Genomic DNA, 24112 nt, shown 5'->3' with positions numbered 1-24112 from the left:
CTCTCCTTTAGCGCTGGAACGGATAAACAGAGCCGAGGCGCAGGATCGTCGTCAAATCGTCCAGCGCCTCGCGACCTTCGCGCAACAGCTGCGGGTCAACCAGATCGGCATGCGTCAGCCGGTCACGATAGTAACGATCCACCCAGTTGTTGAGCGCTTCAAACAGCGCGTCATTCATCATGACCGCCGGATTCACGGCCTGCATCTCCGCTGGAGTTAACACCACCCGCAGGCGTAAACAGGCCGGCCCGCCGCCGTTGGCCATGCTTTCGCGCAGGTCAAACACGCGCAGTTCATCGATCGGGTTGTCGGCCTTCGCCAGCTGGTTAAGGTAGCGCCACACGCCGTCGTGGTTATGCGACTCCTGCGGCAGCACCAGCATCATGCTGCCGTCGTCACGGCTCAGGAGCTGGCTATTAAAGAGGTACGTTACGACCGCATCCTTCACGCTCACCGCCTGCGCGGGAACCTGAATCGCCATAAATCCTGGCACTTTCTCGCGCAGCGTGGAGAGCAGTCTGTCCTGATGGGCAAACGCCTCTTCATGACAAAAGAGCACCTGACGGTTGGATACGGCAATCACGTCGTTGTGGAATACACCCTGGTCAATCACGCGGGGATTCTGCTGGGCAAACAGCACCTGTGAGGGATTCACCTGGTTCAGACGCGCGACCGCCTGGCTCGCTGCCAGCGTCTGTCGCGCAGGGTAACGCGAAGGCGCTGCATGTCCGCCCTCTTCCCGGCCATAGACAAAGAGCTGCAGGCCAGGCTCGCCGTAATCACCGCCCAGACGGTTATGGTTGGCCGCCCCTTCGTCACCGAACATCGCCACCTGCGGCAGCGCCTGATGCACGCTGAAATGGCCATCATGGTTGAAGATGGCGCGCAGCACGCGCTCGGTGGTGTCGGCTTCGGTGGCCCGGTGAAATTTGTTGTTAAGGTTCGCCACCGTAAAATGCACTTTGCCATCCAGCGTATCCGCCGACGGCGCAACGGTAGCCGCATTTGCCACCCACATAGAGGAGGCCGAGCTGGCGGCAGAGAGCAGGTGCGGCGTTTGCGTTCCCGCTTTCTCGACCACCTGCTCGTCGCTGCCGCTGAACCCGAGCTGGCGCAGAACCGTGACGTTCGGTCGCTCCTGCGGCGGGATCACCGCCTGTGGAAACCCGGCGTCCGACAGGGCTTTCATTTTCAGCAAGCCCTGCTTTGCCGCCAGTTTAGGATTCGACACCTGAAAGCGGTGCTTCGTCGAGGCTTCATTCCCAAACGACAGCCCGGCATAGTGGTGCGTCAGCCCCACCAGCCCGTCAAAGTTAACTTCACGCGCTTTCATGGCGGTCTCCCTGAGTGAAGTCCAGCCCTGGATTAAGGGTCTCCGGCAGCGTTAGCGTCGGCGTTTCGAGGCTTGCCATCGGCCACGCGCAGTAATCTGCCGCATACCATGCGCTGGCGCGATGGTTGCCCGATGCCCCGACGCCGCCAAACGGCGCGGTGCTGGCGGCCCCGGTGAGCGGTTTGTTCCAGTTGACGATGCCTGCACGCGCCTCTAACAGCAGCTGTTCAAATTTCTCGCGCTGGGGTGAGATCAGCCCGCTCGACAGTCCATAGCGGGTGTTGTTCGCCATCTCAATGGCGTCGTCAAACGCGTCGTAACGCCAGACGCACAGCAGTGGCCCAAAGACCTCTTCGTCCGGCACGCTGCTAACACCGCTCATCTCAATAATGCCCGGCGACAGCAACGACGTCCCCGGCTCGATCAGGCGCGGCTCCAGCAGCGTTTTGCCGCCGCGGGCCTTCTGCTCCTGCCAGGCGTTAAGCACATTTTGTGCCGCCTGCACGGAGATCAGCCCGCCCATAAACGGCTGCGGTTCGGCATCCCAGCGCCCGGGAACCAGACGCGCGGACACCTCTACCAGCCGCGTTAGAAACGCATCGCCCTGCGCCCCGCGTTTCACCAGCAGACGGCGCGCGCAGGTGCAGCGCTGCCCGGCGGTAATAAAGGCGGACTGGATCGTCAGATGTACCGCGGCGTCAATATCATCCGGATCGTCGACGATCAGCGGATTATTGCCGCCCATCTCCAGGGCCAGGATCTTCTCCGGCTGACCGGCGAGCTGGCGATGCAGTTGATAGCCCGTTCCGGCGCTGCCGGTAAACAGCAGGCCGTCAATATCGTTCAGCGCGCTCAGCGCCTGACCGGTTTCACGACCCCCCTGCACCAGGTTAAGCACGCCCGGCGGCAGCCCGGCCTGCTCCCAGAGTTTTACCACCGCTTCGCCGGTTAAGGGCGTTAACTCACTCGGTTTGAAGATAACGGTATTCCCCGCCAGCAGCGCGGGCACGATATGACCGTTCGGCAGATGGCCGGGGAAATTATACGGGCCAAAAACCGCCAGCACGCCGTGCGGACGATGGCGCAGCGTAGCGGCACCGTCGGGCATCCCGGTGTGCTGCTCGCCGGTGCGCGTATGGTAGGCCTTCACCGAGATGCCGATTTTGTTGATCATCGCCGTCACTTCGGTGGCGGCTTCCCAGCGCGGTTTACTGGTTTCGGCGGCAATGATCCGCGTCAGCTCGGCTTTGTTGGCATCCAGCAGCGCGGCAAATTTTTCAACGAGGGACTGGCGTGCCGAAAACGGCTGCTTCGCCCAGGCCGGAAAGGCACGGCGTGCCGCGTGGCACGCCTGTTCCACCTGCGCCGAGCTGGCATCGTTACCCTGCCAGAGCACCTCTTTTCCCACCGGGTTAGTTTTAACGCGCGGTTCGCCTTCGCCCGTGATCCAGTCGCCGTTAATCCATAAAGTCATGCTGTTTTCTCCTCAGGGCAAAGTCGCACCAGGCGAACCTTGTCGCCAGGGTTACATTTCAGGGCATCAAGTTGCGCCGCCGTCAATATCAGGCGCTCGCATTTCGGGTTGGTGCGCACCAGCATGGCGCGGAAATTTTCATCCTGCTCGTTCGAGACCATACAGGCAGGCCATTCGCCGGGTGCGGGCTGGCCTTCGGCCACCGTCACCAGGCGGCTTTTACGGATCGCGCGCACGCGATCGATATCGCATTCCAGCGTCGGCCCGCCGTCAAAGATGTCGACGTAGTTACGATAGCGGAAACCTTCTTTCTCCAGCACCGCGCGGGCAGGCGCGGTTTGCGGATGAACTTCGCCAATCACCGCCTGCGCCTGCGGGCTGAGGAAATGGGTATAAATAGGATGCTTTGGCATCAGCTCGGCGATAAACGCTTTCTGCCCGGTGCCGCAAAGGTAATCCGCCCGGCTGAACTCCATCGAGAAGAAGCGCTCGCCCAGGCTTTCCCAGAACGGCGAGTAGCCTTTCTCGTCGATCACGCCGCGCATCTCGGCGACCACTTTTTCATTGAAGCGGTCGCGAAACGCGGCCATAAACATAAAGCGCGATTTGGACAGCAGATAACCGTTGCCCTCTTTGCGCCACTGCGGATCGAGGAACAGCGTGCACAGCTCGCTGCTACCGGTGTGGTCGTTACAAAGAAACAGCGTCGGCAGCGCGTTATAGACATTCAGCTCTTTTGAGGCGTGAACCATGGTGCCAACGCGGTAGTTGTACCACGGGTCGTTTAGCCCGACGGCCACTTCGATGGCGCAAATCCCGGCCACGGTGCCGGTGTCAGTATCTTCCAGCACGAACACGTAACCCTGTTCGCTTTTTGGCAACGTCCCCTGCCAGGTTTGCAGGGCGCGCTCGATGCGCGCCGACAGCGTAGTTTCATCGGCAGGCAGCGAGGTCAGCCCGCCCCCTGTCTTACCGGCAAGCTGCATGAGCCCGGCGAGATCGCCGTGCTCAACGGGACGGATAACCATCATGATGACACCCCGGATTTCACCTGTTCGCAGGCCAGTGCGAAGCGATCCAGCCCGGTGCGGATCTCCTCTTCGGTCACGATCAGCGCGGGCGCGAATCGCACCACGTTGGCACCGGCAATCAGTACCATCACGCCCAGTTTTGCCGCTTCCTGCGAGATGAGCTTCGCTTTCCCGGCAAACTCAGGCGCGAGTTCGCAGCCAATCAACAGCCCCAGGCCGCGGATCTCTTTAAACAGGCCGGTCTTAGCGTTAATGGCGGTAAGACGTTCTACAAACCAGTCGTGGCGCTGCTTGACGCCGTTCAGCACCTCCGGCGTATTAATGATGTCCAGCACCTGCCCGGCGACGGCTGAGGCGAGCGGGTTACCGCCGTACGTCGTCCCGTGGGTGCCGACGGTCATCACGCTGGCGAATTTATCGGTCGTCAGAATCGCCCCTACCGGGAACCCACCGCCCAGCGCTTTGGCCGTGGAGAGCACGTCCGGCGTCACGCCGTAGTGCATGTAGGCATACAGCTCGCCGGTGCGGCCAACGCCTGTCTGCACTTCGTCGAAAATCAGCACCGCGTTATGGCGGTCACACAGTTCGCGCAGCCCCTGTAAAAACGCCTGTTGCGCCGGGAGCACACCGCCTTCGCCCTGCATCGGTTCGACAATCACCGCGCAGGTGGAATCGTTAATCAGTTCGCTGGCCGACTGCAAATCGTTATAGCTGGCGTGACGGATGTCCGGCGGCAGCGGCGCGAAATCCTGCGAGTAAGAGGGCTGGCCGCCCGCGCTGACGGTGAACAGCGTGCGTCCGTGGAAAGCATTTTTAAACGCCACGATGCCGCTCTTGTGCGCCCCAAACTTATCGTGGGCGTATTTGCGCGCCAGCTTCAGCGCTGCCTCATTCGCTTCTGCCCCCGAGTTGCAGAAAAACAATTTTTCAGCAAAGGTCGCGTCGATCAGCTTTTTTGCCAGCCGCAGCGCCGGCTCGTTGGTGTAGCCATTGCCGGTATGCCAGAATTTTGCCGCCTGGTCATTCAGCGCCTGGCGCAGCGCCGGGTGAGCATGGCCCAGCGCATTTACCGCAATGCCACCGGCAAAATCGATATACTCTTTGCCCTGCTGATCCCACAGGCGCGAACCTTCCCCACGTACCGGAATAAAAGCCGCCGGAGCGTAAACCGGCATCATCCATTCATTAAAATTTTCACGCGTAATTGACAGAGACATAGCGACCTCATCCGGTAAATAAAAAGTTGTTTAAATGTTAAATAATTGAGTGTTTGCACTGTGAATGTAGATTGCAGAGTTCGTGCCAGCCAGCGATAAAAATGCATAAACGGGTCAGGAGGACACAATATCAAGAAGTTGCGATATGGAGTTATTCACTGTTAATGCATAAAAAGTGAATATTTTTACGCAAAGCGGCATCCGGCGGTATGAAAACCAGAAAGAGTATGCAGAGGCCAAATATAATTCTGGAATTGTGATCGCTCGCGAAATTTCCCGACCGTTTACGCGCTTTATCAGGGCAACGCGCCTCAGAATGGTGCAAAAATTGCACCGTCGGGAGCCTCTGTCGCAGTTATTGGTCAAACCCGATAACAGCGGGCCAAAATTCTGCTACCATCCCTGCACTATTCACCATGCACTGGCAGCGACTATGAAATTTGTCTCTTTTAATATCAACGGCCTGCGCGCCCGCCCACACCAGCTTGAAGCGATTGTTGAGCAACATCAGCCTGATGTTATTGGCCTGCAGGAGACAAAAGTTCACGACGACATGTTCCCCCTCGAAGAGGTGGCGAAACTGGGCTACAACGTCTTTTATCACGGCCAGAAAGGCCACTACGGCGTGGCGCTACTGACCAAAGAGACGCCGGTTTCCGTGCGCCGCGGCTTCCCGGGCGATGACGGTGAAGCGCAGCGTCGCATTATCATGGCGGAGATCCCCTCCCCGCTTGGCAATATCACGGTGATCAACGGCTACTTCCCGCAGGGCGAAAGCCGCGACCATCCGACCAAGTTCCCGGCTAAAGCGAAGTTCTATCAGGATCTGCAGGACTACCTGACAACTGAACTGAACAAAGAGAACCCGGTGCTGATCATGGGCGATGTCAACATCAGCCCGACCGATCTGGATATCGGCATTGGTGAAGAGAGCCGTAAGCGCTGGCTGCGCACCGGCAAATGTTCATTCCTGCCGGAAGAACGCGAGTGGATGGATCGCCTGATGGGCTGGGGCCTGGTGGATACCTTCCGCGCCGCCAACCCGGACACGCAGGATCGTTTCTCGTGGTTTGACTACCGCTCAAAAGGCTTTGATGACAACCGTGGCCTGCGCATTGACCTGCTGCTGGCAAGCGCGCCGCTGGCCGAGCGCTGCATCGAAACCGGGATCGACTACGACATCCGCGGTATGGAAAAGCCGTCTGACCACGCGCCGGTGTGGGCGAAATTTAAGCTGTAATTCTGTGTGAACATTCGTAAAACGCTTTTCCTGTGCGCCCTTCTGGGCGCATTTGCGCTGGCGTGGGCCTGGCTTCCACCGGGCGTGCTCTCCCTGAACGCCATACAAACCCACCACCAGTCGCTGCTCGCGGCGAAAGCACAGGCACCGCTGCAAAGTGCTGCGCTCTTTTTTGCGATCTATACGCTGGTGTCGGCGCTCTCGATCCCCGGCGCGGCGATCCTGACGCTGCTCGGCGGGGCGCTGTTCAGCCTGGGGGAAGGCCTGGTGCTGGTCTCGTTTGCCTCGACGCTCGGGGCTACGCTGGCGATGCTTGCCAGCCGCTACGTGTTACGTGAGTGGGTCCAGCAGCGCTTTGCCCGGCAGATGTCCACGATTAATGCGGGTATGGACCGCGATGGCGCGCGCTATCTTTTCGCCCTGCGCCTGATGCCGCTGTTCCCGTTTTTCCTGGTTAATCTGCTGATGGGGCTGACGCATCTCAGCGTGCGGCGCTACTGGTGGATAAGCCAGCTTGCGATGCTGCCCGCCACGGCTATCTTTCTTAATGCCGGGCGCGAGCTGGGAAAACTGACCAGGCCTGGCGATATTCTGTCGCCAGGCCTGGTATTCGCCCTTACACTACTGGGGTTATTGCCGCTGGTTACCCGCTGGCTGTTTTCTCGTTATCCCCTTTCATCAAAAAAGTGAGGCATTATGCGCCGTGTGCGTTTTTGCGCGTTTCTTACCGGCCTGCTGATGGCGGCCCCCGTCTTTGCCACCGACGACTGGCAAACCCTCCAGCACGAGGCCCAGGGCCAGACCGTCTGGTTTAATGCCTGGGGCGGCGACCCCGCGGTGAATCGCTACCTTGACTGGGTGAGCGACGAAATGAAAACGCATTACGCCATCACCCTTAAGATCGTGCATCTGGCGGATGCCGCCGATGCGGTGAAACGCATTCAGACCGAGCATGCCGCCGGACGCACCACCCGCGGCTCGGTTGATCTACTGTGGGTTAACGGCGAAAACTTCCGCACGCTGAAAGAGGCTAACCTGCTGCAAACCGGGTGGGCGCAGGCGCTGCCAAACTGGCGCTATGTCGATACCCGCAAACCGGTGACCGAAGATTTTGCCATCCCGACCGAGGGCGCAGAATCGCCGTGGGGCGGCGCGCAGCTGACCTTTATCGCCCGCAAAGCCAGCATGCCCGTGCCGCCGGAAGATCCTCAGGCCCTGCTGGATTACGCCCGGCAGCATCCGGGTAAAATCAGCTATCCGCGTCCGCCGGATTTTACCGGTACTGCGTTTCTGGAGCAGTTGCTCCTGACGCTCACCCCACGGCCTGAGGCACTGCGCAACGCCCCCGATGATACCTTTGCCGAGGTCACCGCCCCGCTGTGGCGCTATCTCGACCAGCTGCATCCGCTGCTGTGGCGCGAAGGGAAAGATTTCCCGCCGTCGCCCGCGCGCATGGACGCGCTGCTCGCCAGCGGCAGCCTGAACCTCTCGCTGACCTTCAACCCGGCGCACGCCCGGCAAAAGGTTGCCAGCGGCGAACTGCCTGACGATAGCTACAGCTTCGGTTTTCGCGACGGCACGATCGGCAACGTTCATTTTGTCGCCATACCGGCCAACGCCCGCTCGGGCGCAGGCGCGAAAGTGGTCGCCAATTTCCTGCTCTCTCCAGAGGCGCAGATCCGCAAGGCCGATCCGGCAATCTGGGGCGATCCGAGCGTCCTCGATGCCCGTACCCTTCCCGCAAAAGCAGCGCAGAGGCTTGCCGCACACACGCCTGCGGGCCTGCCCGCAATGCTTGCCGAGCCGCATGCCGCCTGGGTTAACGCACTGGAGCAGGAATGGCTGCGCCGCTACGGCACGCGTTAAGCGCCCTGGTCTGGCTGGCGATGGCGGTCATCTATCTGCCGATGCTCCCGGCGGCGGGCTTACTGCTGGCGCCGGCGTTCAGCCCCGACAACTGGCTGTCGCTGATGAGCGATCCCCAGTTGCCGCAGGCACTGGCCGCCACGCTGGTCTCGGCATTGATTGCCACGCTCGGCGCGTTGTTTATCGCCCTGAGCCTGGTGACACTTCTCTGGCCCGGCGAGCGCTGGCGGCAGTTGAGCAGCCGCCTGCCGTGGCTTTTAGCCATTCCTCACGTGGCCTTCGCCACCAGCGTGCTGCTGACCTTTGCTGAAGGCGGCCTCTTCTATCAAATTTGCGCGCTGTGTACCGCGCAGATGGACCGGTACGGGATCGGCCTTGGGCTGACGCTTGCCGTCAAGGAGAGCGCGTTTGTGCTGTGGATGCTGTACGCCGTACTGTCTGAGCACCCGCTTGCGCAGCAAAAACTGGTGTTACAGACCCTCGGCTATGGCCGCCTGCAGACGCTGCGTCTGCTGATCCTGCCGACCATTGCCCCTGCGCTGGGCGCCGTAATGCTGGCCGTGCTCGCCTGGTCGCTCTCCGTGGTCGATGTCGCCATCGTTCTGGGGCCAGGCAACCCGCCGACACTGGCGGTGCTGGCGTGGCACTGGCTGAGCCAGGGCGATGCCCAGCAGCAGGTGAAAGGAACGCTGCTGTGCGTGATCCTGCTGGTGCTGCTGGCCGTACTGGCCGCGATGGGCTATGGCATCTGGAATACCTGGCGGCGCACGCTGCCGGATTTGTCCGGCATACGGCGGGCATCACACGCCCGACTCCCCCTCAGCGCGGGGGCCGGGTTTCTGCCCGGCTGCGGCGTGCTTTGCGCCGCGGTGCTGGTGATGCTGGCGCGCTATCGCGAGGTCGACCTTGCCCTCTACACCACCAGCCTGTCGCTTGGCCTGCTATCCAGCCTGCTGGCGCTGGTCATCATTTTTTTCTGGCTCGAATGGGGGCCGCAACGCCGCGCGTTGTGGGTGTGGCTTCCGCTGGCGCTTCCCGCACTGCCGCTGGTTTCCGGCCAGTATGACCTTGCGCTACGACTGGGGATGGACGGACAGTATACCGCCGTCCTGTGGGGCCACCTTTTGTGGGTGGTGCCGTGGATGTTGCTGATTCTGCAACCCGCGTGGCGCAGGCTTGACCCGAGGCTGATCCTGACGGCCAAAACGCTCGGCTGGCGTCGGACTAAAATTTTTGTTCTGCTGAAATGCCCCCTGCTGATCCGGCCTGCCCTGCTGGCGTTTGCCACGGGCTTTTCGGTGAGCATGGCGCAATACATGCCGACGCTCTGGCTGGGTGCGGGGCGCTACGCCACGCTGACCACCGAGGCCGTCGCACTCGGCAGCGGCGGCAGTGTCCCGGTGCTGGCAAACCTGGCGCTGGGCCTGCTGCTGGTCACCGGCAGTATATTTGCTGCCGCCGCGCTGTTATCCCGGCTCGCAGGCCGCTACCGCAAAGGACTACGCTAGTGCTGAAAATAGACAACCTCACCATTGAGCCGCTTTTTCGGCAGGTCAGTTTCTGCGTCCCGCCAGGGCACATCGTCACGCTGATGGGCCCCTCCGGCTGCGGGAAATCGACGCTGTTTTCCTGGATGGTGGGCGCGCTGTCAGCCGATTTTCAGGCGCGCGGCGAACTGTGGCTGAATGGCCGCCGCTGCGATACCCTGCCCGTGGAACAGCGTGGGCTGGGCATTCTGTTTCAGGATGCCCTGCTGTTCGATCACTTTAGCGTCGGGCAAAATCTGATGCTGGCCCTCCCGGCCCGGATCGCCGGACGCGCCCGGCGCGAGGCCGTCCAGCAGGCGCTGGCGTCTGCCGGTATGGCGCACCGCTACGCCAGCGATCCGGCTACGCTTTCTGGCGGGGAGCGCGCCAGAGTAAGCCTGCTGCGCGCCCTGCTCGCCGAACCGCAGGCCCTGCTGCTTGATGAGCCGTTCAGCCGCCTCGACAAGGCGCTGAGGGAATCTTTTCGGGAATGGGTCTTTGATGCCGTTCGCACCCGCAATATTCCGGTGGTGCTGGTTACCCACGATGAAGAGGACATCCCGCCTGACGGTGAGGTGATTGCGCTTTCCCGCTGGCAATAATGTGCTAACGCAATGTTTTTTGTAACCGGAGAGAGGACAATGGCGCACTCTTTTACTGACGTCAGGTTTTACGATGAAACGTGTTTCTCAACTGACCGCGCTGGCCCTGCTTTGCGGCCTCGCCTCTTTCTCCTCCGTTGCGGCTGATATGGCCACTTCACTGACCCTCGCCCAGCTTCAGCAACAGCATGGCGCGGCGATCGATACCCGCCCGAGTGCATTTTATAACGGCTGGCCGCAGACGCCGGGTGCATCCTCCGGGCATGAGCCTGCCGCCCTGAACCTTTCGGCATCCTGGCTTGGGGCGATGAGCGATGACCAGCTCAGCGCCTGGGCGAAACAGCACCATCTGACACCCGCCACGGCGATTGCCCTCTACGGCAGCGACAGTGACAATCAGGCCGTACAAGCGCGCCTGGAAAAAGCGGGCTTTACCCACGTGTCATTGCTGAGCGATGCCCTGACGCACGCCGATCGTCTGCAACGTTTGCCGCATTTTGAGCAACTGGTCTATCCCGAGTGGATCCATAATTTGCAGCAGGGTAAGCCCGTCACTGCCGCCCCGGCGGGCGACTGGAAAATAGTTGAAGCCGCCTGGGGCGCGCCGAAGCTCTACCTGCTGAGCCACATTCCCGGCGCGGGCTACATTGACACCAACGATGTGGAAAGCGAGCCGCTGTGGAACAAAGTGTCGGACGACAAGCTGAAAGCGCTGCTGGCCAAAAACGGTATCCGTCATGACACCACCGTGATTCTGTATGGTCGCGACGTGTACGCCGCCGCGCGCGTGGCGCAAATCATGCTGTACGCCGGCGTGAAGGATGTGCGCATTCTCGATGGCGGCTGGAAAACATGGTCCGATGCGGGGCTGCCCGTAGAGCGTGGTATGCCTGCGAAGGTCAAACCCGCGCCTGACTTTGGCGCACCGATCCCCGGCCAGCCTCAGCTGATGGTGGATATGGAACAGGCCAGAGGGATGCTGCATCGCCAGGACGCTTCGCTGGTGAGTATTCGTTCATGGCCGGAGTTTATCGGCGAAACCAGCGGCTACAGCTACATCAAGCCAAAAGGTGAAATCGCCGGGGCACGCTGGGGCCATGCGGGCAGCGACGCTACGCACATGGAAGACTTCCATAACCCGGACGGCACCATGCGCAGCGCCGATGACATTGCCGCCATGTGGAAAACGTGGAACATCCTGCCGGATCAGCACGTGGCGTTCTACTGCGGTACCGGCTGGCGCGCGTCAGAAACCTTCATGTACGCGCGCGCAATGGGCTGGAAAAACGTCGCCGTATACGACGGCGGCTGGTACGAATGGAGTGCCGATCCGAAAAACCCGATCGTCACCGGTGAGCGCGGGCCTGAAAGCGTTCGCTAGCGGATAAGTGACTTCAGCGTCACGTAGCCGCTCCAGATGCGCGTTGTGGTGGTCAGCCAGCACAACGCGCCGAATACCCACGCAAACAGCGTGAAGTGTGCCGGGAACAGGCAGCACAGCACGAACAGCGCGATAGTCTCCGTTCCTTCCGTTAACCCGCCAATATAGTAAAACGACTTGTGCGCATAGCCCGGGTTATCAATGTTGTGCTTCGCCGCCAGCGCGGCAAACGCCAGAAAGCTGCTGCCGGTACCGATAAAGGCGAACAGCAGCCAGGCGGCGGCCAGCGCATTTTCTGCAGGCGCGGCAAGGGCAAAGCCAAACGGCACCAGCGCGTAGAACAGAAAATCGAGCGCGATATCAAGAAATCCTCCAGCATCACTCAGCCCTCTGCGGCGCGCCAGCGCACCGTCCAGTCCATCCATAAGCCGGTTTACCAGAATGGCAAACAGTGCCGCCGGGTACCAGCCCAGCGCCAGAAACGGCAGCGCCAGTACCCCCACCGCAAACCCGACCAGGGTTACGCCATCTGGCGTAATAAAAGGCTTGTCTAGTGCGGCGACGAGCGTGTTCAACATCGGTTTGATGCGCGGGTGCAGGTGGCGATCAAGCATGGGGGGTCTCTTTAACGATGGCGCACAGCCCCTGGGACGGAATCTCCAGGGCGGCATTGAAGCGGGCTGACAGATTCTGGAAGGCGATCAGCGCCGTCATCTCGGTGATGGCCGCATCGGAAAAGTGGCGATGCAGACGCTGTTTGAGCTCATCATCCACCCGAGGCGGCGTAGCCGTTACCGCCTCGGCATACGCCAGCGCGGCGCGCTCCTCCTCGCTGAACAGCGCAGAATGGTACCAGTCGCTGACAGCCTGTGCTTTATCCAGCGCTCCCGCACGCTCGGCCAGGCGCAGGCTGTTGGCATCAATACAGAATGCGCAGTGGCAAAGCTGGGAGACGCGGGTCATCAGCAGAGAACGGAGCACCGGGCTGAGGCGCGCCTTGCGCCGTTCAAGAAAACCGACAAACAGCGCCACCAGCCAAAACAGAGGCGGCATGCGCGCCCACCAGCGCGTGGGGTTCAGCACCGCGCCGAAGTGTTTCTTCTGCATGGCGGCAATCGGTTTTAGGCTGACGGGAAGGTTTTTGACGGGTGCAACCCAGGTGGTTGTCTCTTTCACCTGCTTCTCCTGATGACTGGACTCTTTCAAAGGGCACGATAATATGTCGTTTTTCTTTACCAATCATTGATGACCATGCTGAAAATAGTCGATGTCGTTGCGGCAATTATCGAAAAAGACGACAAAATTTTACTGGCCCAGCGACCGCCACATGCCGATCAGCCCGGGATGTGGGAATTCGCGGGCGGCAAAGTCGAGGCCGGTGAAACCCAGCCTCAGGCGTTGATCCGCGAGCTGCGCGAAGAGTTGGGTATCGACGCCGAACCGGGGGTATATGTCGCCAGCCACCAGCGTGAAGTGTCGCAGCGGATTATCCATCTGCATGCCTGGCATGTTCCCGCCTGGCGCGGAGAACTCACCGCACACTATCACAGCGCGCTGGCGTGGTGCTCTCCCGAGGAGGCCTTGCGCTACGCCCTTGCACCTGCGGATATCCCTCTGCTTGAGGCCTTTATGCTTTTACGCGCCGCCAGACCAGCGGGTTCGTGCTGATAGTGCGTTCATCGCGCTGGCACTGCAACAGCACGCCGTCCGCTTTAACGACCGCGCCTTCCGAGTAGTTTTGATCCTGATAGATGCAGCACTGGTTACAGGGCTGCGCACGCTGCCCCCCGGAGCTGAACACCTCTGGCGGGACGTTTACCTCCACGTCCGGGCGAATACGGTCGGCCTGCGCCGTTGCGGACAGAAGCGCGAGTAAGGCAGTGGCGATATAACGGTTCATAGACGGTTCTTCCTGTTGTGTCCTGATAATGACTATAACGGTAAACCCGGGCCGAACCTTTAATTTATCTCATCATCGTTTTTTATTATGACCCGAGCCGGATAATGAATTTCCCTTTCGCGAGAAATTTCCGCTTGCCTCTGCGGGCCGTGCGGGTGGTATAGTCAAAAAAACAACACAAATCGCATAAGCCATTATACAAACGATTATAAGAGGTTCTTATATCTATGGATCAGACACGCTCTCTGGACAGTTTCCTTACCCATGTTCAACAGCGCGACCCGCATCAGAGCGAGTTCGCGCAGGCCGTTCGTGAAGTCATGACCACCCTGTGGCCTTTCCTTGAAGCGAATCCGCGCTATCGTCAATTGTCCCTGCTGGAACGTCTGGTAGAGCCAGAGCGCGTGATCCAGTTTCGCGTGACGTGGGTAGACGATCGCAATCAGGTACAGGTTAACCGCGCATGGCGCGTGCAGTTTAACTCCGCCATCGGGCCGTTTAAGGGCGGGATGCGCTTCCACCCTTCCGTCAACCTTTCCATTCTGAAGTTCCTCGGCTTTGAGCAGACCTTCAAAAACGCCCTGACCACCCTGCCGATGGGCGGGGGTAAAGGCGGCAGCGATTTCGATCCAAAAGGCAAAAGCGAAGGTGAAGTCATGCGCTTCTGCCAGGCGCTGATGACCGAACTGTATCGTCATCTTGGCCCGGACACCGACGTGCCAGCCGGTGATATCGGCGTGGGCGGTCGCGAGGTCGGCTTTATGGCCGGCATGATGAAAAAGCTCTCCAACAACAGCGCCTGCGTCTTTACCGGTAAAGGCCTGTCGTTTGGCGGCAGCCTGATCCGCCCGGAAGCGACCGGCTACGGCCTGGTCTACTTCACCGAAGCGATGCTCAAACGCCACGGTTTAGGCTTTGAAGGTATGCGCGTGGCCGTCTCCGGCTCCGGCAACGTGGCGCAGTATGCGATTGAAAAAGCGATGCAGTTTGGCGCACGCGTTATTACGGCCTCTGACTCCAGCGGTACCGTGGTGGACGAAGCAGGCTTTACGGCTGAGAAGCTGGCTCGCCTGTGCGAAATTAAAGCCAGCCGCGACGGGCGCGTGGCCGATTATGCCCGCGAGTTTGGCCTGACCTATCTCGAAGGCAAACAGCCGTGGTCAGTGCCGGTGGATATCGCGCTGCCGTGTGCCACGCAGAACGAACTGGACGTGGACGCTGCGCGTACCCTGATTGGCAACGGCGTGAAGGCGGTGGCAGAAGGCGCAAACATGCCAACCACCATTGAAGCGACGGACCTGTTCCTGGACGCGGGCGTGCTGTTTGCGCCAGGAAAAGCCGCGAACGCGGGCGGGGTTGCCACCTCCGGCCTGGAGATGGCGCAAAACGCCGCGCGTATGGGCTGGAAAGCGGAGAAAGTGGACGCGCGCCTGCATCACATCATGCTGGATATCCATCACGCCTGCGTGGAGTACGGCGGTGAGGCATCCCAGACCAACTACGTGCGCGGTGCCAATATCGCCGGATTCGTGAAGGTGGCGGATGCGATGATTGGGCAGGGTGTGATTTAAGATTTCAGGCCGAATCGCCGTGTAGGCCCGGTAAGCGTCAGCGCCACCGGGCTTTTTTTGGCAGGCGGCTGCGCCTTACGCGGCATACGGTTTAAGAGGCTGCCGCGCTCTTTTTCTTTTTAAACGGCTTCTTCGCGCCGCCGCCTGGCGCAACCATTCCCCGGAAGCGCTTCACCGGCGTGCTGCGCGCCTGGTCGATCAGCTGATACAGCGTCCCGACCAGCGGCTGCATAAAGTCCTGATAGCGGCACTGCTTTTCACTGATTTGCGTCAGCACCGATTCCCAGTGCGCGGTCATGTCCGGCCTCGCAGCCAGCTCCGGCAGGGAGTGGATCAACGCCCTGCCCGGTTCCGTTGAATGAATGTAGCGCCCTTTTTTCTCGAGGAAGCCGCGTTTAAACAGCAGCTCGATGATCCCCGCGCGGGTCGCTTCCGTCCCCAGTCCGTCGGTGGCCCGCAGGATCTTCTTCAGATCTTTATCCTGCACAAAACGCGCGATACCGGTCATCGCCGACAGCAGCGTCGCATCGGTGAAATGACGCGGCGGCTGGGTCTGACGCTCCACCACTTCGCCTTTCTCACACAACAGTTCATCGTCTTTTGCCACCACCGGCAGCGGCGTGCCGTCGTTTTCTTCGTCACGCTCTTTGTTGCCCAGCAGCGTGCGCCAGCCCGCTTCCGCCAGGAAACGCGCTTTAGCGACAAATTTGCCTTTGGCGATGTCGAGTTCAATCACACATTTGCGGAATACCGCATCCGGGCAGAACTGCATCAGGTACTGACGGGCCACCAGGTTATAGACCTTTGACTCGTTTTCCGTGAGATTGACGTTGCTGGTGCGCGCCGTCGGGATGATGGCGTGGTGGGCATCCACCTTTTTATCGTCCCAGCAGCGGTTACGGGTATCCGGGTTCACGGCAGGCTGCGGCAGCAGGTCCGGCGCGTGGACGCCAATCGCGTTCATCACCGCGTGACGCCCGGCAAAATGTTCTTCCGGCAGATAACGGCTGTCCGAACGCGGATAGGTGATAAGTTTATGGGTTTCGTAGAGTTTCTGGCAGATGTCCAGCACGTTCTGCGCGCTCAGACCAAAGCGTTTGGCGGCCTCAATCTGCAGGGCAGAGAGCGAAAACGGCAGCGGCGCGGGTTCTGATTCCCGTTTATCGTTATAGCTGGTGACGATAGCGGGCTGACCGGTAATGCGGTTAACGACGTGCTCCGCCAGCGGGCGGTGCAGCAGTCGCCCCTCTTCGTCCTGATAAGATTCGCAGGCATCACTCGGCTGCCAGACGGCGGTAAACCGTTCGTCCTTCGGGGTAACGATGTGCGCTTTCACTTCGAAGAAGTCTTTGGCGACGAAGTTTTCGATCTCTTCATCACGCCGTACCACCAGCCCCAGCACCGGCGTCTGAACGCGCCCGACGGAGAGCACGCCCTGATAACCCGCGTTGCGCCCGAGAATGGTGTAGGCGCGGGTCATATTGATGCCATAGAGCCAGTCCGCACGCGCACGCGCCAGCGCCGAGACGCACAGCGGGATAAATTCGCTGTTGGCGCGCAGACGCGTAATTGCACGCTCCACCGCCTGCGGGTTGAGGTCGTTGATCAGGCAGCGCTGCACCTGCTGGCGTTTTTCCGGGGCCAGCTCAAGATAATCCAGCACCTCGTCCACCAGCAGTTGCCCTTCTCTGTCCGGGTCACCCGCGTGGATGACTTCAGACGCCTCATGCAGGAAGCGCTTGATGACGTTGAGCTGTTTGGTCACCGAGGGCCGGGGCTGCAACCGCCATTTTTCCGGCACGATGGGCAGGTCATTGAGGTTCCAGCGGGCATAGCGGCTGTCATAGACATCCGGCTGCGCCTGCTCGAGCAGGTGACCGATACACCAGGTCACCACCTGCCCGTTTCCGCATTCGATAAAGCCGTCGCCTTTGCGATGCGGTTTAGGCAGCACATCGGCAATGGCTCGGGCCAGACTTGGCTTTTCGGCAATAAACAACCGCATCGAATTAACGGATCTCAATCATCGGACGGCCACCGCGGGCGGTAACCAGCTCGCCGATCGCCGTCAGGGTGATGCCAAACTCAGCGGCGGTCGCCTGAACATCCGCTTCTGCTTCCGGCGTGACCGCCAGCAGCAGGCCGCCGGAGGTTTGCGGATCGCACAGCAGGTCGCGCCATGCCTCAGGCATCTCACCCATTAGATGACCGTAGCTGGCGAAGTTACGCTGCGTACCGCCCGGTACCGCGCCCTGCGCAATGTACTCTTCCACGCCCGGCAGCTTCGGCACGTCCTGATACCAGACCTGCGCCTGCACGCCTGCGCCCTGACACACTTCGCTCAGGTGACCGAGCAGGCCAAAGCCGGTGACGTCGGTCATGGCTTTCACCCCGTCGATGTTGGCAAAAGCCGCACCGGCCAGGTTCATCTGACACATCACTTCCGTTGCCAGCCCGATATGCTCCGGCTTGAGCAGCGATTTCTTCTCGGCGGTGGTCAGCACGCCAATGCCCAGCGGCTTGGTGAGGAACAGTTTGCAGCCCGCCTGCGCGGTGCTGTTGCGCTTCACGCGCTCGGTCGGCACCACGCCCGTCACGGCCAGACCAAAAATCGGCTCCGGCGCATCAATAGAGTGCCCGCCCGCCAGCGCAATACCCGCCTGCTGACAGGCAAAACGTCCGCCTTCGATTACGTCGCGGGCAATTTCCGGCGCAAGGGTGTTGATCGGCCAGCCCAGGATCGCAATCGCCATGATCGGCTTGCCGCCCATCGCGAAAATATCGCTGATGGCGTTGGTGGCCGCAATGCGCCCGAAATCAAACGGGTTATCGACAATCGGCATAAAGAAATCGGTGGTGCTGATAATGCTGGTGCCGTTCCCCAGGTCATATACCGCTGCATCGTCACGCGTTTCGTTGCCGACAAGCAGGTTCGGGTCGACAAACTTCGCCTGCTCGCTGTGCAGGATGGTTTCCAGCACCTTCGGGGAAATTTTACAACCGCAACCGGCTCCGTGGCTGTATTGCGTTAAACGAATGGTTTGCTCGCTCATGGACATCTCCTGTCATTGCAATCGCGCTATGGTAGCGCTCATTCCATAAAGAGGTAAGTATGACTGTCTGAATTCTGCGGCGGATGCTCAGAATCCAGACAGTTTAGCGCGGGGAATTAAAAACGGCTGACGAAAGGCGAGGTATCCGGCACGTTTATGGTGCTTGAGGCTTTCAGCTGCGGTGTGCCGAGATAGAGGAAACCGACAATTTTATCATGCTCACCGCAGGATAACCCCTCGCGGACGGCGGCACTTTCGGTCAGCGGGCCGGTACGCCAGATGCCGTTAAAGCCCTGGGCAAGCGCGGCCATTTGCATCGCCATGACCGCGCAGCCCGCGGACATCTCCTGCTCCCAGACGGGCACTTTATGGTCAGGCTGGCATTTCGCCACTACGGCGATAATCATTGGTGCGCGGAATGGCCCGCTGCGCGCTTTCTCGATGCCCTTCTCATCCTGACCTGCTGCCACGGCCCCTTTTTCCAGCAGGGCGCTGAAGCGCTCGCGTCCTTCACCTTCAATAATAAAGAAGTGCCACGGCTGAAGGGTGCCATGATCCGGCGCACGCAGGCCGGCACGCAAAATATTTTCCAGTTGCTCCCCCATAGGGGCCGGTTCGGCCAGGCGGGAAGCGCTACGACGGTTAACGAGCAGTTCAAGTGCGTCCATTGGTTAACTCCTGTCTTGAAATTTGCTCACAAAATTAACACGGCAGCAGATTTTGTTACAGCGCGGCAGGCGATTCCTGCTGACAAGAGGCGGTTGGGTCATTACGATAACCCCACATTGCCGTCTCGTGTCGACGGAAACAGTCATTTTCTGGTTAGGGAGAATACATGCGAACCCTTTGGCGAATCTTTGCCGGTTTCTTTAAATGGACGTGGCGACTGCTCAACTTCGTCCGCAACCTGGTGATGAACATTTTCTTCATCTTCCTGGTGCTGGTTTGCGTAGGCATCTGGATGCACATCAGCAGCACAAGCCAGGCACAGCATTCAACGCGCGGTGCGCTGCTGCTTGATATCACCGGGGTGATCGTGGATAAACCATCCACCAGCAACCGCCTGGGCGTGATTGGCCGCCAGCTGTTTGGCGCAACCTCCGACCGCCTGCAGGAAAACTCCCTGTTCGATATTGTGGACACCATCCGCCAGGCAAAAGACGACCGCAACATCACCGGTATCGTGCTCGACCTGAAAGATTTTGCCGGGGCCGATCAGCCGTCGATGCAGTACATCGGCAAAGCGCTGCGCGAATTCCGTGACGCCGGTAAGCCGGTGATTGCCGTCGGCGACAGCTACAGCCAGGGGCAATACTATCTGGCAAGCTTCGCCAATAAAATCTGGCTTTCGCCGCAGGGCACGGTTGACCTGCACGGCTTCGCGACCAACGGCCTGTACTACAAATCGCTGCTCGACAAGCTGAAAGTCACAACCCACGTCTTCCGCGTCGGCACCTATAAATCTGCCGTTGAACCGTTCATCCGTGACGATATGTCGCCTGCGGCCCGTGAAGCGGACAGCCGCTGGATTGGCGAGCTGTGGCAAAACTATCTGGGCACCATCGCCGCGAACCGTCAAATCACCAAAGAGCAAGTCTTCCCTGGCGCGCAGGGCGTGCTGGACGGATTGCGTAAAGCCGACGGCGATACCGCCAAATATGCTCTCGACAACAAGCTGGTCGACGCGCTCGGCTCAAGCGCTGACGTTGAAAAAGCGCTGACCAAACAGTTTGGCTGGAGTAAAGAGGACAAAAACTACAGCGCCATCAGCATGTACGATTACGCGGCGAAAAAACCGGATGACAGCGGCGACAGCATCGCGGTGGTCTTTGCTAACGGCGCGATTATGGACGGCCAGGAAACGCCGGGGAACGTGGGCGGCGATACGACCGCATCACAAATCCGCGATGCGCGCCTCGATCCGAAGGTGAAAGCGATTGTTCTGCGCGTAAACAGCCCAGGCGGCAGCGTCAGCGCCTCTGAGGTGATCCGCGCCGAGCTGGCCGCCGCGCGTGCCGCAGGTAAGCCGGTGGTGGTCTCGATGGGCGGAATGGCAGCATCCGGCGGCTACTGGATCTCCACGCCTGCGAACTACATCGTGGCGAACCCCAGCACGCTGACTGGCTCAATTGGTATCTTCGGGGTCATTAACACCGTTGAAAACAGCCTGGATTATCTCGGCGTGCATACCGATGGCGTCGCCACTTCACCGCTGGCCGATGTTTCGGTAACCAAGTCTCTGCCACCGGAAGTCTCGGAAATGATGCAGCTCAGCATTGAGAACGGGTACAAGCGCTTTATTACCCTGGTTGCAGACTCCCGTAAAAAAACGCCAGAGCAGATTGACCAGATTGCGCAAGGCCACGTCTGGACCGGTCAGGATGCGAAAAGCAACGGTCTGGTAGACAGCCTGGGTGATTTCGATGACGCCGTGAAAAAAGCGGCAGAGCTGGCAAAACTCAAGCAGTGGCATGTGGACTATTATCAGGACGAGCCATCGTTCTTCGATATGGTGATGAACAGCATGTCCGTTTCCGTGCGCGCGATGCTGCCTGAAGCGATGCAGGCTTATCTGCCTGCGCCTGTCGCCACTGCGGCAAAAGCGATGAAGGCGGAGAGCGACAAACTCGCGGCCTTTAACGACCCGCAAAGCCGTTACGCGTTTTGTCTGACCTGTGCTAACGTCCGTTAAATTCGTCCCCTCTTCCATGAAGAGGGGATTTTTCGTTTAAGCAACAGAATTCAACCTCATGCAGAAGAAATCGATTTACGTCGCCTATACCGGCGGTACCATTGGTATGCAGCGTTCCGAAAACGGCTATATTCCGGTCTCCGGCCATCTCCAGCGTCAGCTTGCCCTGATGCCGGAGTTCCACCGCCCGGAAATGCCTGACTTTACCATTCACGAGTATGCGCCGCTGATGGACTCCTCCGACATGACGCCGGAAGACTGGCAGCATATTGCGGAAGACATCAAAGCCCATTACGACGACTACGATGGGTTTGTGATCCTGCACGGCACCGATACGATGGCCTTCACCGCCTCGGCGCTCTCGTTCATGCTCGAGAATTTGAGTAAACCGGTTATCGTCACCGGCTCACAAATTCCGCTGGCGGAACTGCGCTCGGACGGGCAGATCAACCTGCTGAACTCCCTGTACGTTGCGGCCAACTACCCGATTAACGAAGTGTCCCTGTTCTTCAATAACCGTCTCTATCGCGGCAACCGCACGACGAAAGCGCACGCGGATGGCTTCGACGCGTTTGCGTCCCCCAACCTGCCGCCGCTGCTTGAAGCGGGCATTCATATTCGTCGTCTTGGCACCCCACCGGCACCCAATACCGCAGGCGAGCTGATCGTCCACCCGATCACGCCGCAGCCGATTGGCGTGGTCACCATTTATCCGGGGATCTCGGCCGATGTGGTGCGCAACTTCCTGCGCCAGCCGGTGAAGGCGCTGATCCTGCGCTCCTACGGCGTGGGTAATGCCCCGCAAAACGGTGAGTTCCTGAAAGAGCTTCAGGAGGCAAGCGATCGCGGGATCGTGGTAGTCAACCTGACTCAGTGCATGTCCGGCAAGGTGAACATGGGCGGCTACGCCACCGGCAACGCGTTGGCCCATGCGGGCGTAATTAGCGGTTTTGATATGACCGTCGAGGCCACGCTGACTAAACTTCACTATTTACTGAGTCAGGATCTGGACATAGCGTCCATTCGCCGCGCGATGATGCAAAACCTGCGCGGCGAACTGACCCCGGACGAATAAGGAGGCTTTATGAAGCAACGCGCTCTGTTACTGGTCGATTTGCAAAATGATTTTTGTGCGGGCGGCGCGCTCGCCGTCGCGGAAGGCGACAGCACCGTTGACGTGGCGAATACGCTGATCGACTGGTGTAAAGCACGCGGCGAAGCGGTAGTGGCAAGCCAGGACTGGCATCCGGCCAACCACGGTAGCTTTGCCAGCCAGCACAACGCTGAGCCTTACAGCCAGGGCGAACTGGACGGACTGGCGCAAACCTTCTGGCCCGATCACTGCGTACAGCAGACCGAGGGCGCGGAGCTGCACCCGCTGCTCAATCAGAAAGCCATTGATGCGGTGTTCCATAAAGGGGAAAACCCGGCCATCGACAGCTACAGCGCCTTTTTCGACAACGGTCATCGTCAGAAAACGGCGCTGGACGCGTGGCTGCGGCACCATGAAATCACCGAGCTGATTGTTATGGGGCTGGCAACGGATTATTGCGTGAAGTTCACCGTGCTGGATGCGTTGCAGCTTGGCTACACCGTCAGCGTAATTACCGACGGCTGTCGCGGCGTGAACATTCAGCCGCAGGACAGCGCTCAGGCGTTTATGGATATGGCGGCGGAAGGTGCCACGCTGTATACGCTGGCTGACTGGCAGGAGACGCAGGCGTAGGTTTTAAGCCGGGTGGCGCTAACGCTTACCCGGCCTACGATTCGGTTTAGTAGGCCGGGTAAGGCGCAGCCGCCACCCGGCAATCCACTTATCAATCCCTCATAAAGTGAACTCCCTCGCATCTCAGGCGAAGCGGCAATGCTATTCTTTTCCGGTTGTTTTTTCGCCACGCCTTTCCGTGGCGTGGTTACTATTGTTTAGTCAAAGAGGAAATTGTATGAAACGTTTGCCCTTGCTGGCAGCATTGCCCTTGCTTTGCGCGTCGGTTGCTTCCGCCAGTTCTCTGATGTCCGTCGGCTATTTCAACGGCGGCGGCGATGTAACCGCCGGACCGGGTGGCGACATCAACACGCTCGACGTGCGCCAGATAACCCACCTCAACTACTCGTTTGGTCTGGTCTACAACGATGAAAAAGACGAAACCAACGCCGCGTTGAAAGATCCTTCAAAACTGCATCAGATTTGGCTCTCGCCAAAAGTGGCGTCCGATCTGGCGCTGATCCCTGCCCTGCGCAAACAGAACCCGAACCTGAAAGTGCTGCTCTCCGTCGGCGGCTGGGGCGCGCGCGGCTTCTCCGGCGCGGCGGCAACCCAGGCATCGCGCGCGGTGTTTATCCGCTCCGCGCAGGAGATCGTCAATCAATACGGTCTGGATGGGATCGATCTCGACTGGGAGTTTCCGGTGAACGGTGCGTGGGGGCTGGTCGCCAGCCAACCGGCGGACCGGGATAATTTCACCGCGCTGCTGAAAGGGTTACGCGATGCTTTTGGTAACAAGAAGCTGGTTACGATTGCCGTTGGAGCGAATGCGGAAAGTCCGAAAAGCTGGGTTGACATGAAAGCGGTTGCCCCGCTGCTCGACTACATCAACCTGATGACCTACGACATGGCTTACGGCACTCAGTACTTCAATGCCAATCTGTATGACTCCAGCGCCTGGCCAACGGTCGCCGCGGCCGATAAATACAGCGTCGATTTTGTGGTCAACAACTACCTGGCTGCCGGCGTGAAGCCCCGGCAGATGAATCTCGGGATCGGTTTTTATGGCCGCGTTCCAAAACGCTCCGTGGAGCCGGGCATCGACTGGAGCAAACCGGATGCGCAGAAAAATCCGGTGACACAGCCCTATTTCGGGCCGCAGGAGATCGGTTTGTTCAAATCACTCGGTTATGACCTGACCAAAGACACCTATGTGAAGTACAACGACATCGTGAAAAAGTTGCTGAACGATCCGCAGAAACGCTTTACGGAGCACTGGGACGATCAGGCAAAAGTGCCGTGGCTCTCCGTCACGTCTGCCGACGGTAAGGCGCTGTTTGCCCTCTCTTATGAGAACCCACACTCAGTGGCGCTCAAAGCGGACTACATCAAGGAGAAAGGTCTGGCCGGGGCGATGTTCTGGGAATATGGCGCGGACGATAAAAACCAGCTTGCGAAGCAGCTGGCGACATCGCTGGGGATTAAGCACTAAGTGAAGCAGCCGGGTGGCGTCAACGTTAC

General features: G+C 59.7%; 22 protein-coding genes. 12 read left to right on the top strand and 10 right to left on the bottom strand.

Annotated features, from left to right (window positions below):
- Positions 1–7: 7 nt before the first annotated feature.
- The 4 genes from astB to astC are packed head-to-tail and all read right to left on the bottom strand — an operon-like array spanning position 8 to position 5055.
- A complete protein-coding gene (gene astB / locus FFS28_RS00235; protein WP_137848420.1) occupies positions 8–1333 on the bottom strand; it encodes an N-succinylarginine dihydrolase in 1326 nt (441 codons plus the stop codon).
- Complete coding sequence (gene astD, locus FFS28_RS00230; protein WP_137848419.1) at positions 1320–2807, bottom strand: succinylglutamate-semialdehyde dehydrogenase; 1488 nt, start codon at positions 2805–2807, stop codon at positions 1320–1322. Before astD ends, astB begins: the two co-directional genes overlap by 14 nt.
- Positions 2804–3838: an arginine N-succinyltransferase gene (gene astA, locus FFS28_RS00225; RefSeq protein WP_137848418.1), complete on the bottom strand. Its 1035-nt coding sequence runs from the start codon at positions 3836–3838 to the stop codon at positions 2804–2806. Before astA ends, astD begins: the two co-directional genes overlap by 4 nt.
- Complete coding sequence (gene astC / locus FFS28_RS00220) at positions 3835–5055, bottom strand: succinylornithine/acetylornithine transaminase (RefSeq protein ID WP_137848417.1); 1221 nt, start codon at positions 5053–5055, stop codon at positions 3835–3837. The genes astA and astC overlap by 4 nt, the downstream gene beginning before the upstream one ends.
- Positions 5056–5488: 433 nt before the next feature.
- Between astC and xthA the strand changes: the two genes are divergently transcribed.
- The 6 genes from xthA (at position 5489) to FFS28_RS00190 (ending at position 11670) form a co-directional block, all read left to right on the top strand.
- Positions 5489–6295, top strand: coding sequence for an exodeoxyribonuclease III (gene xthA, locus FFS28_RS00215; RefSeq protein WP_088207463.1), 807 nt, complete (start codon positions 5489–5491; stop codon positions 6293–6295).
- Between the two features lie 6 nt (positions 6296–6301).
- Positions 6302–6985 carry a TVP38/TMEM64 family protein gene (locus FFS28_RS00210; protein ID WP_137848416.1) on the top strand — a complete coding sequence of 228 codons (684 nt, stop codon included), beginning with the start codon at positions 6302–6304 and terminating at the stop codon, positions 6983–6985.
- A gap of 6 nt (positions 6986–6991) precedes the next feature.
- Entirely contained in the window at positions 6992–8161 is a 1170-nt protein-coding gene (locus FFS28_RS00205) for an ABC transporter substrate-binding protein (protein ID WP_137848415.1), read from the top strand.
- Positions 8134–9669, top strand: coding sequence for an ABC transporter permease family protein (locus FFS28_RS00200; RefSeq protein WP_137848414.1), 1536 nt, complete (start codon positions 8134–8136; stop codon positions 9667–9669). The genes FFS28_RS00205 and FFS28_RS00200 overlap by 28 nt, the downstream gene beginning before the upstream one ends.
- Positions 9669–10289, top strand: a complete 621-nt coding sequence (locus FFS28_RS00195; protein ID WP_137848413.1) for an ATP-binding cassette domain-containing protein — start codon at positions 9669–9671, stop codon at positions 10287–10289. The genes FFS28_RS00200 and FFS28_RS00195 overlap by 1 nt, the downstream gene beginning before the upstream one ends.
- 73 nt (positions 10290–10362) lie before the next feature.
- Positions 10363–11670, top strand: coding sequence for a rhodanese-like domain-containing protein (locus FFS28_RS00190; RefSeq protein ID WP_137848412.1), 1308 nt, complete (start codon positions 10363–10365; stop codon positions 11668–11670).
- Here the strand turns inward: FFS28_RS00190 and FFS28_RS00185 are convergent.
- Both FFS28_RS00185 and FFS28_RS00180 read right to left on the bottom strand, forming a co-directional pair.
- Complete coding sequence (locus tag FFS28_RS00185; RefSeq protein ID WP_137848411.1) at positions 11667–12284, bottom strand: CDP-alcohol phosphatidyltransferase family protein; 618 nt, start codon at positions 12282–12284, stop codon at positions 11667–11669. The genes FFS28_RS00190 and FFS28_RS00185 overlap by 4 nt on opposite strands.
- On the bottom strand, positions 12277–12846 hold the full coding sequence (locus FFS28_RS00180) for a carboxymuconolactone decarboxylase family protein (protein WP_137848410.1): 570 nt from the start codon (positions 12844–12846) through the stop codon (positions 12277–12279). The genes FFS28_RS00185 and FFS28_RS00180 overlap by 8 nt, the downstream gene beginning before the upstream one ends.
- Positions 12847–12921: 75 nt before the next feature.
- Between FFS28_RS00180 and FFS28_RS00175 the strand changes: the two genes are divergently transcribed.
- Positions 12922–13338, top strand: coding sequence for a pyrimidine (deoxy)nucleoside triphosphate diphosphatase (locus FFS28_RS00175; protein WP_280115135.1), 417 nt, complete (start codon positions 12922–12924; stop codon positions 13336–13338).
- On the opposite strand, the gene FFS28_RS00170 is transcribed toward FFS28_RS00175, so the two are convergent.
- On the bottom strand, positions 13298–13570 hold the full coding sequence (locus tag FFS28_RS00170; protein WP_042319595.1) for a YnjH family protein: 273 nt from the start codon (positions 13568–13570) through the stop codon (positions 13298–13300). The genes FFS28_RS00175 and FFS28_RS00170 overlap by 41 nt on opposite strands.
- A 227-nt stretch (positions 13571–13797) precedes the next feature.
- Here FFS28_RS00170 and gdhA point away from each other — a divergent pair, with 227 nt between their 5' ends.
- A complete protein-coding gene (gdhA, locus tag FFS28_RS00165; RefSeq protein WP_058609055.1) occupies positions 13798–15141 on the top strand; it encodes an NADP-specific glutamate dehydrogenase in 1344 nt (447 codons plus the stop codon).
- Between the two features lie 91 nt (positions 15142–15232).
- Here the strand turns inward: gdhA and FFS28_RS00160 are convergent, their stop codons facing one another.
- The 3 genes from FFS28_RS00160 to FFS28_RS00150 form a co-directional block, all read right to left on the bottom strand.
- The gene (locus FFS28_RS00160; protein ID WP_058609056.1) at positions 15233–17146 is read right to left on the bottom strand and encodes a DNA topoisomerase III; all 1914 of its coding nucleotides are present in this window, start codon (positions 17144–17146) and stop codon (positions 15233–15235) included.
- A gap of 4 nt (positions 17147–17150) precedes the next feature.
- A complete protein-coding gene (selD, locus tag FFS28_RS00155; RefSeq protein ID WP_058609057.1) occupies positions 17151–18194 on the bottom strand; it encodes a selenide, water dikinase SelD in 1044 nt (347 codons plus the stop codon).
- 116 nt (positions 18195–18310) lie between these two features.
- Positions 18311–18862: an NAD(P)H nitroreductase gene (locus FFS28_RS00150; protein WP_137848409.1), complete on the bottom strand. Its 552-nt coding sequence runs from the start codon at positions 18860–18862 to the stop codon at positions 18311–18313.
- A gap of 167 nt (positions 18863–19029) precedes the next feature.
- Here FFS28_RS00150 and sppA point away from each other — a divergent pair, with 167 nt between their 5' ends.
- The 4 genes from sppA to chiD all read left to right on the top strand — a co-directional run bounded on the left by sppA (position 19030) and on the right by chiD (position 24083).
- Positions 19030–20886, top strand: coding sequence for a signal peptide peptidase SppA (gene sppA / locus FFS28_RS00145; RefSeq protein ID WP_006174817.1), 1857 nt, complete (start codon positions 19030–19032; stop codon positions 20884–20886).
- Positions 20887–20944: 58 nt separating this feature from the next.
- Positions 20945–21961 (top strand): asparaginase, encoded by a 1017-nt coding sequence (gene ansA / locus FFS28_RS00140; protein ID WP_006174816.1) that lies wholly within the window; start codon positions 20945–20947, stop codon positions 21959–21961.
- A 9-nt stretch (positions 21962–21970) separates the two neighbouring features.
- A complete protein-coding gene (gene pncA, locus FFS28_RS00135; RefSeq protein WP_058609059.1) occupies positions 21971–22612 on the top strand; it encodes a bifunctional nicotinamidase/pyrazinamidase in 642 nt (213 codons plus the stop codon).
- Positions 22613–22829: 217 nt separating this feature from the next.
- Positions 22830–24083 (top strand): chitinase ChiD, encoded by a 1254-nt coding sequence (chiD, locus tag FFS28_RS00130; RefSeq protein ID WP_137848408.1) that lies wholly within the window; start codon positions 22830–22832, stop codon positions 24081–24083.
- Positions 24084–24112 lie beyond the last annotated feature (29 nt).

This window comes from Enterobacter sp. 2VL (genome assembly GCF_005503595.1).
In the GTDB taxonomy this organism is placed as follows: Bacteria; Pseudomonadota; Gammaproteobacteria; order Enterobacterales; family Enterobacteriaceae; genus Enterobacter; species Enterobacter cancerogenus.
This window is presented reverse-complemented; position numbering and strand designations above follow the sequence as displayed.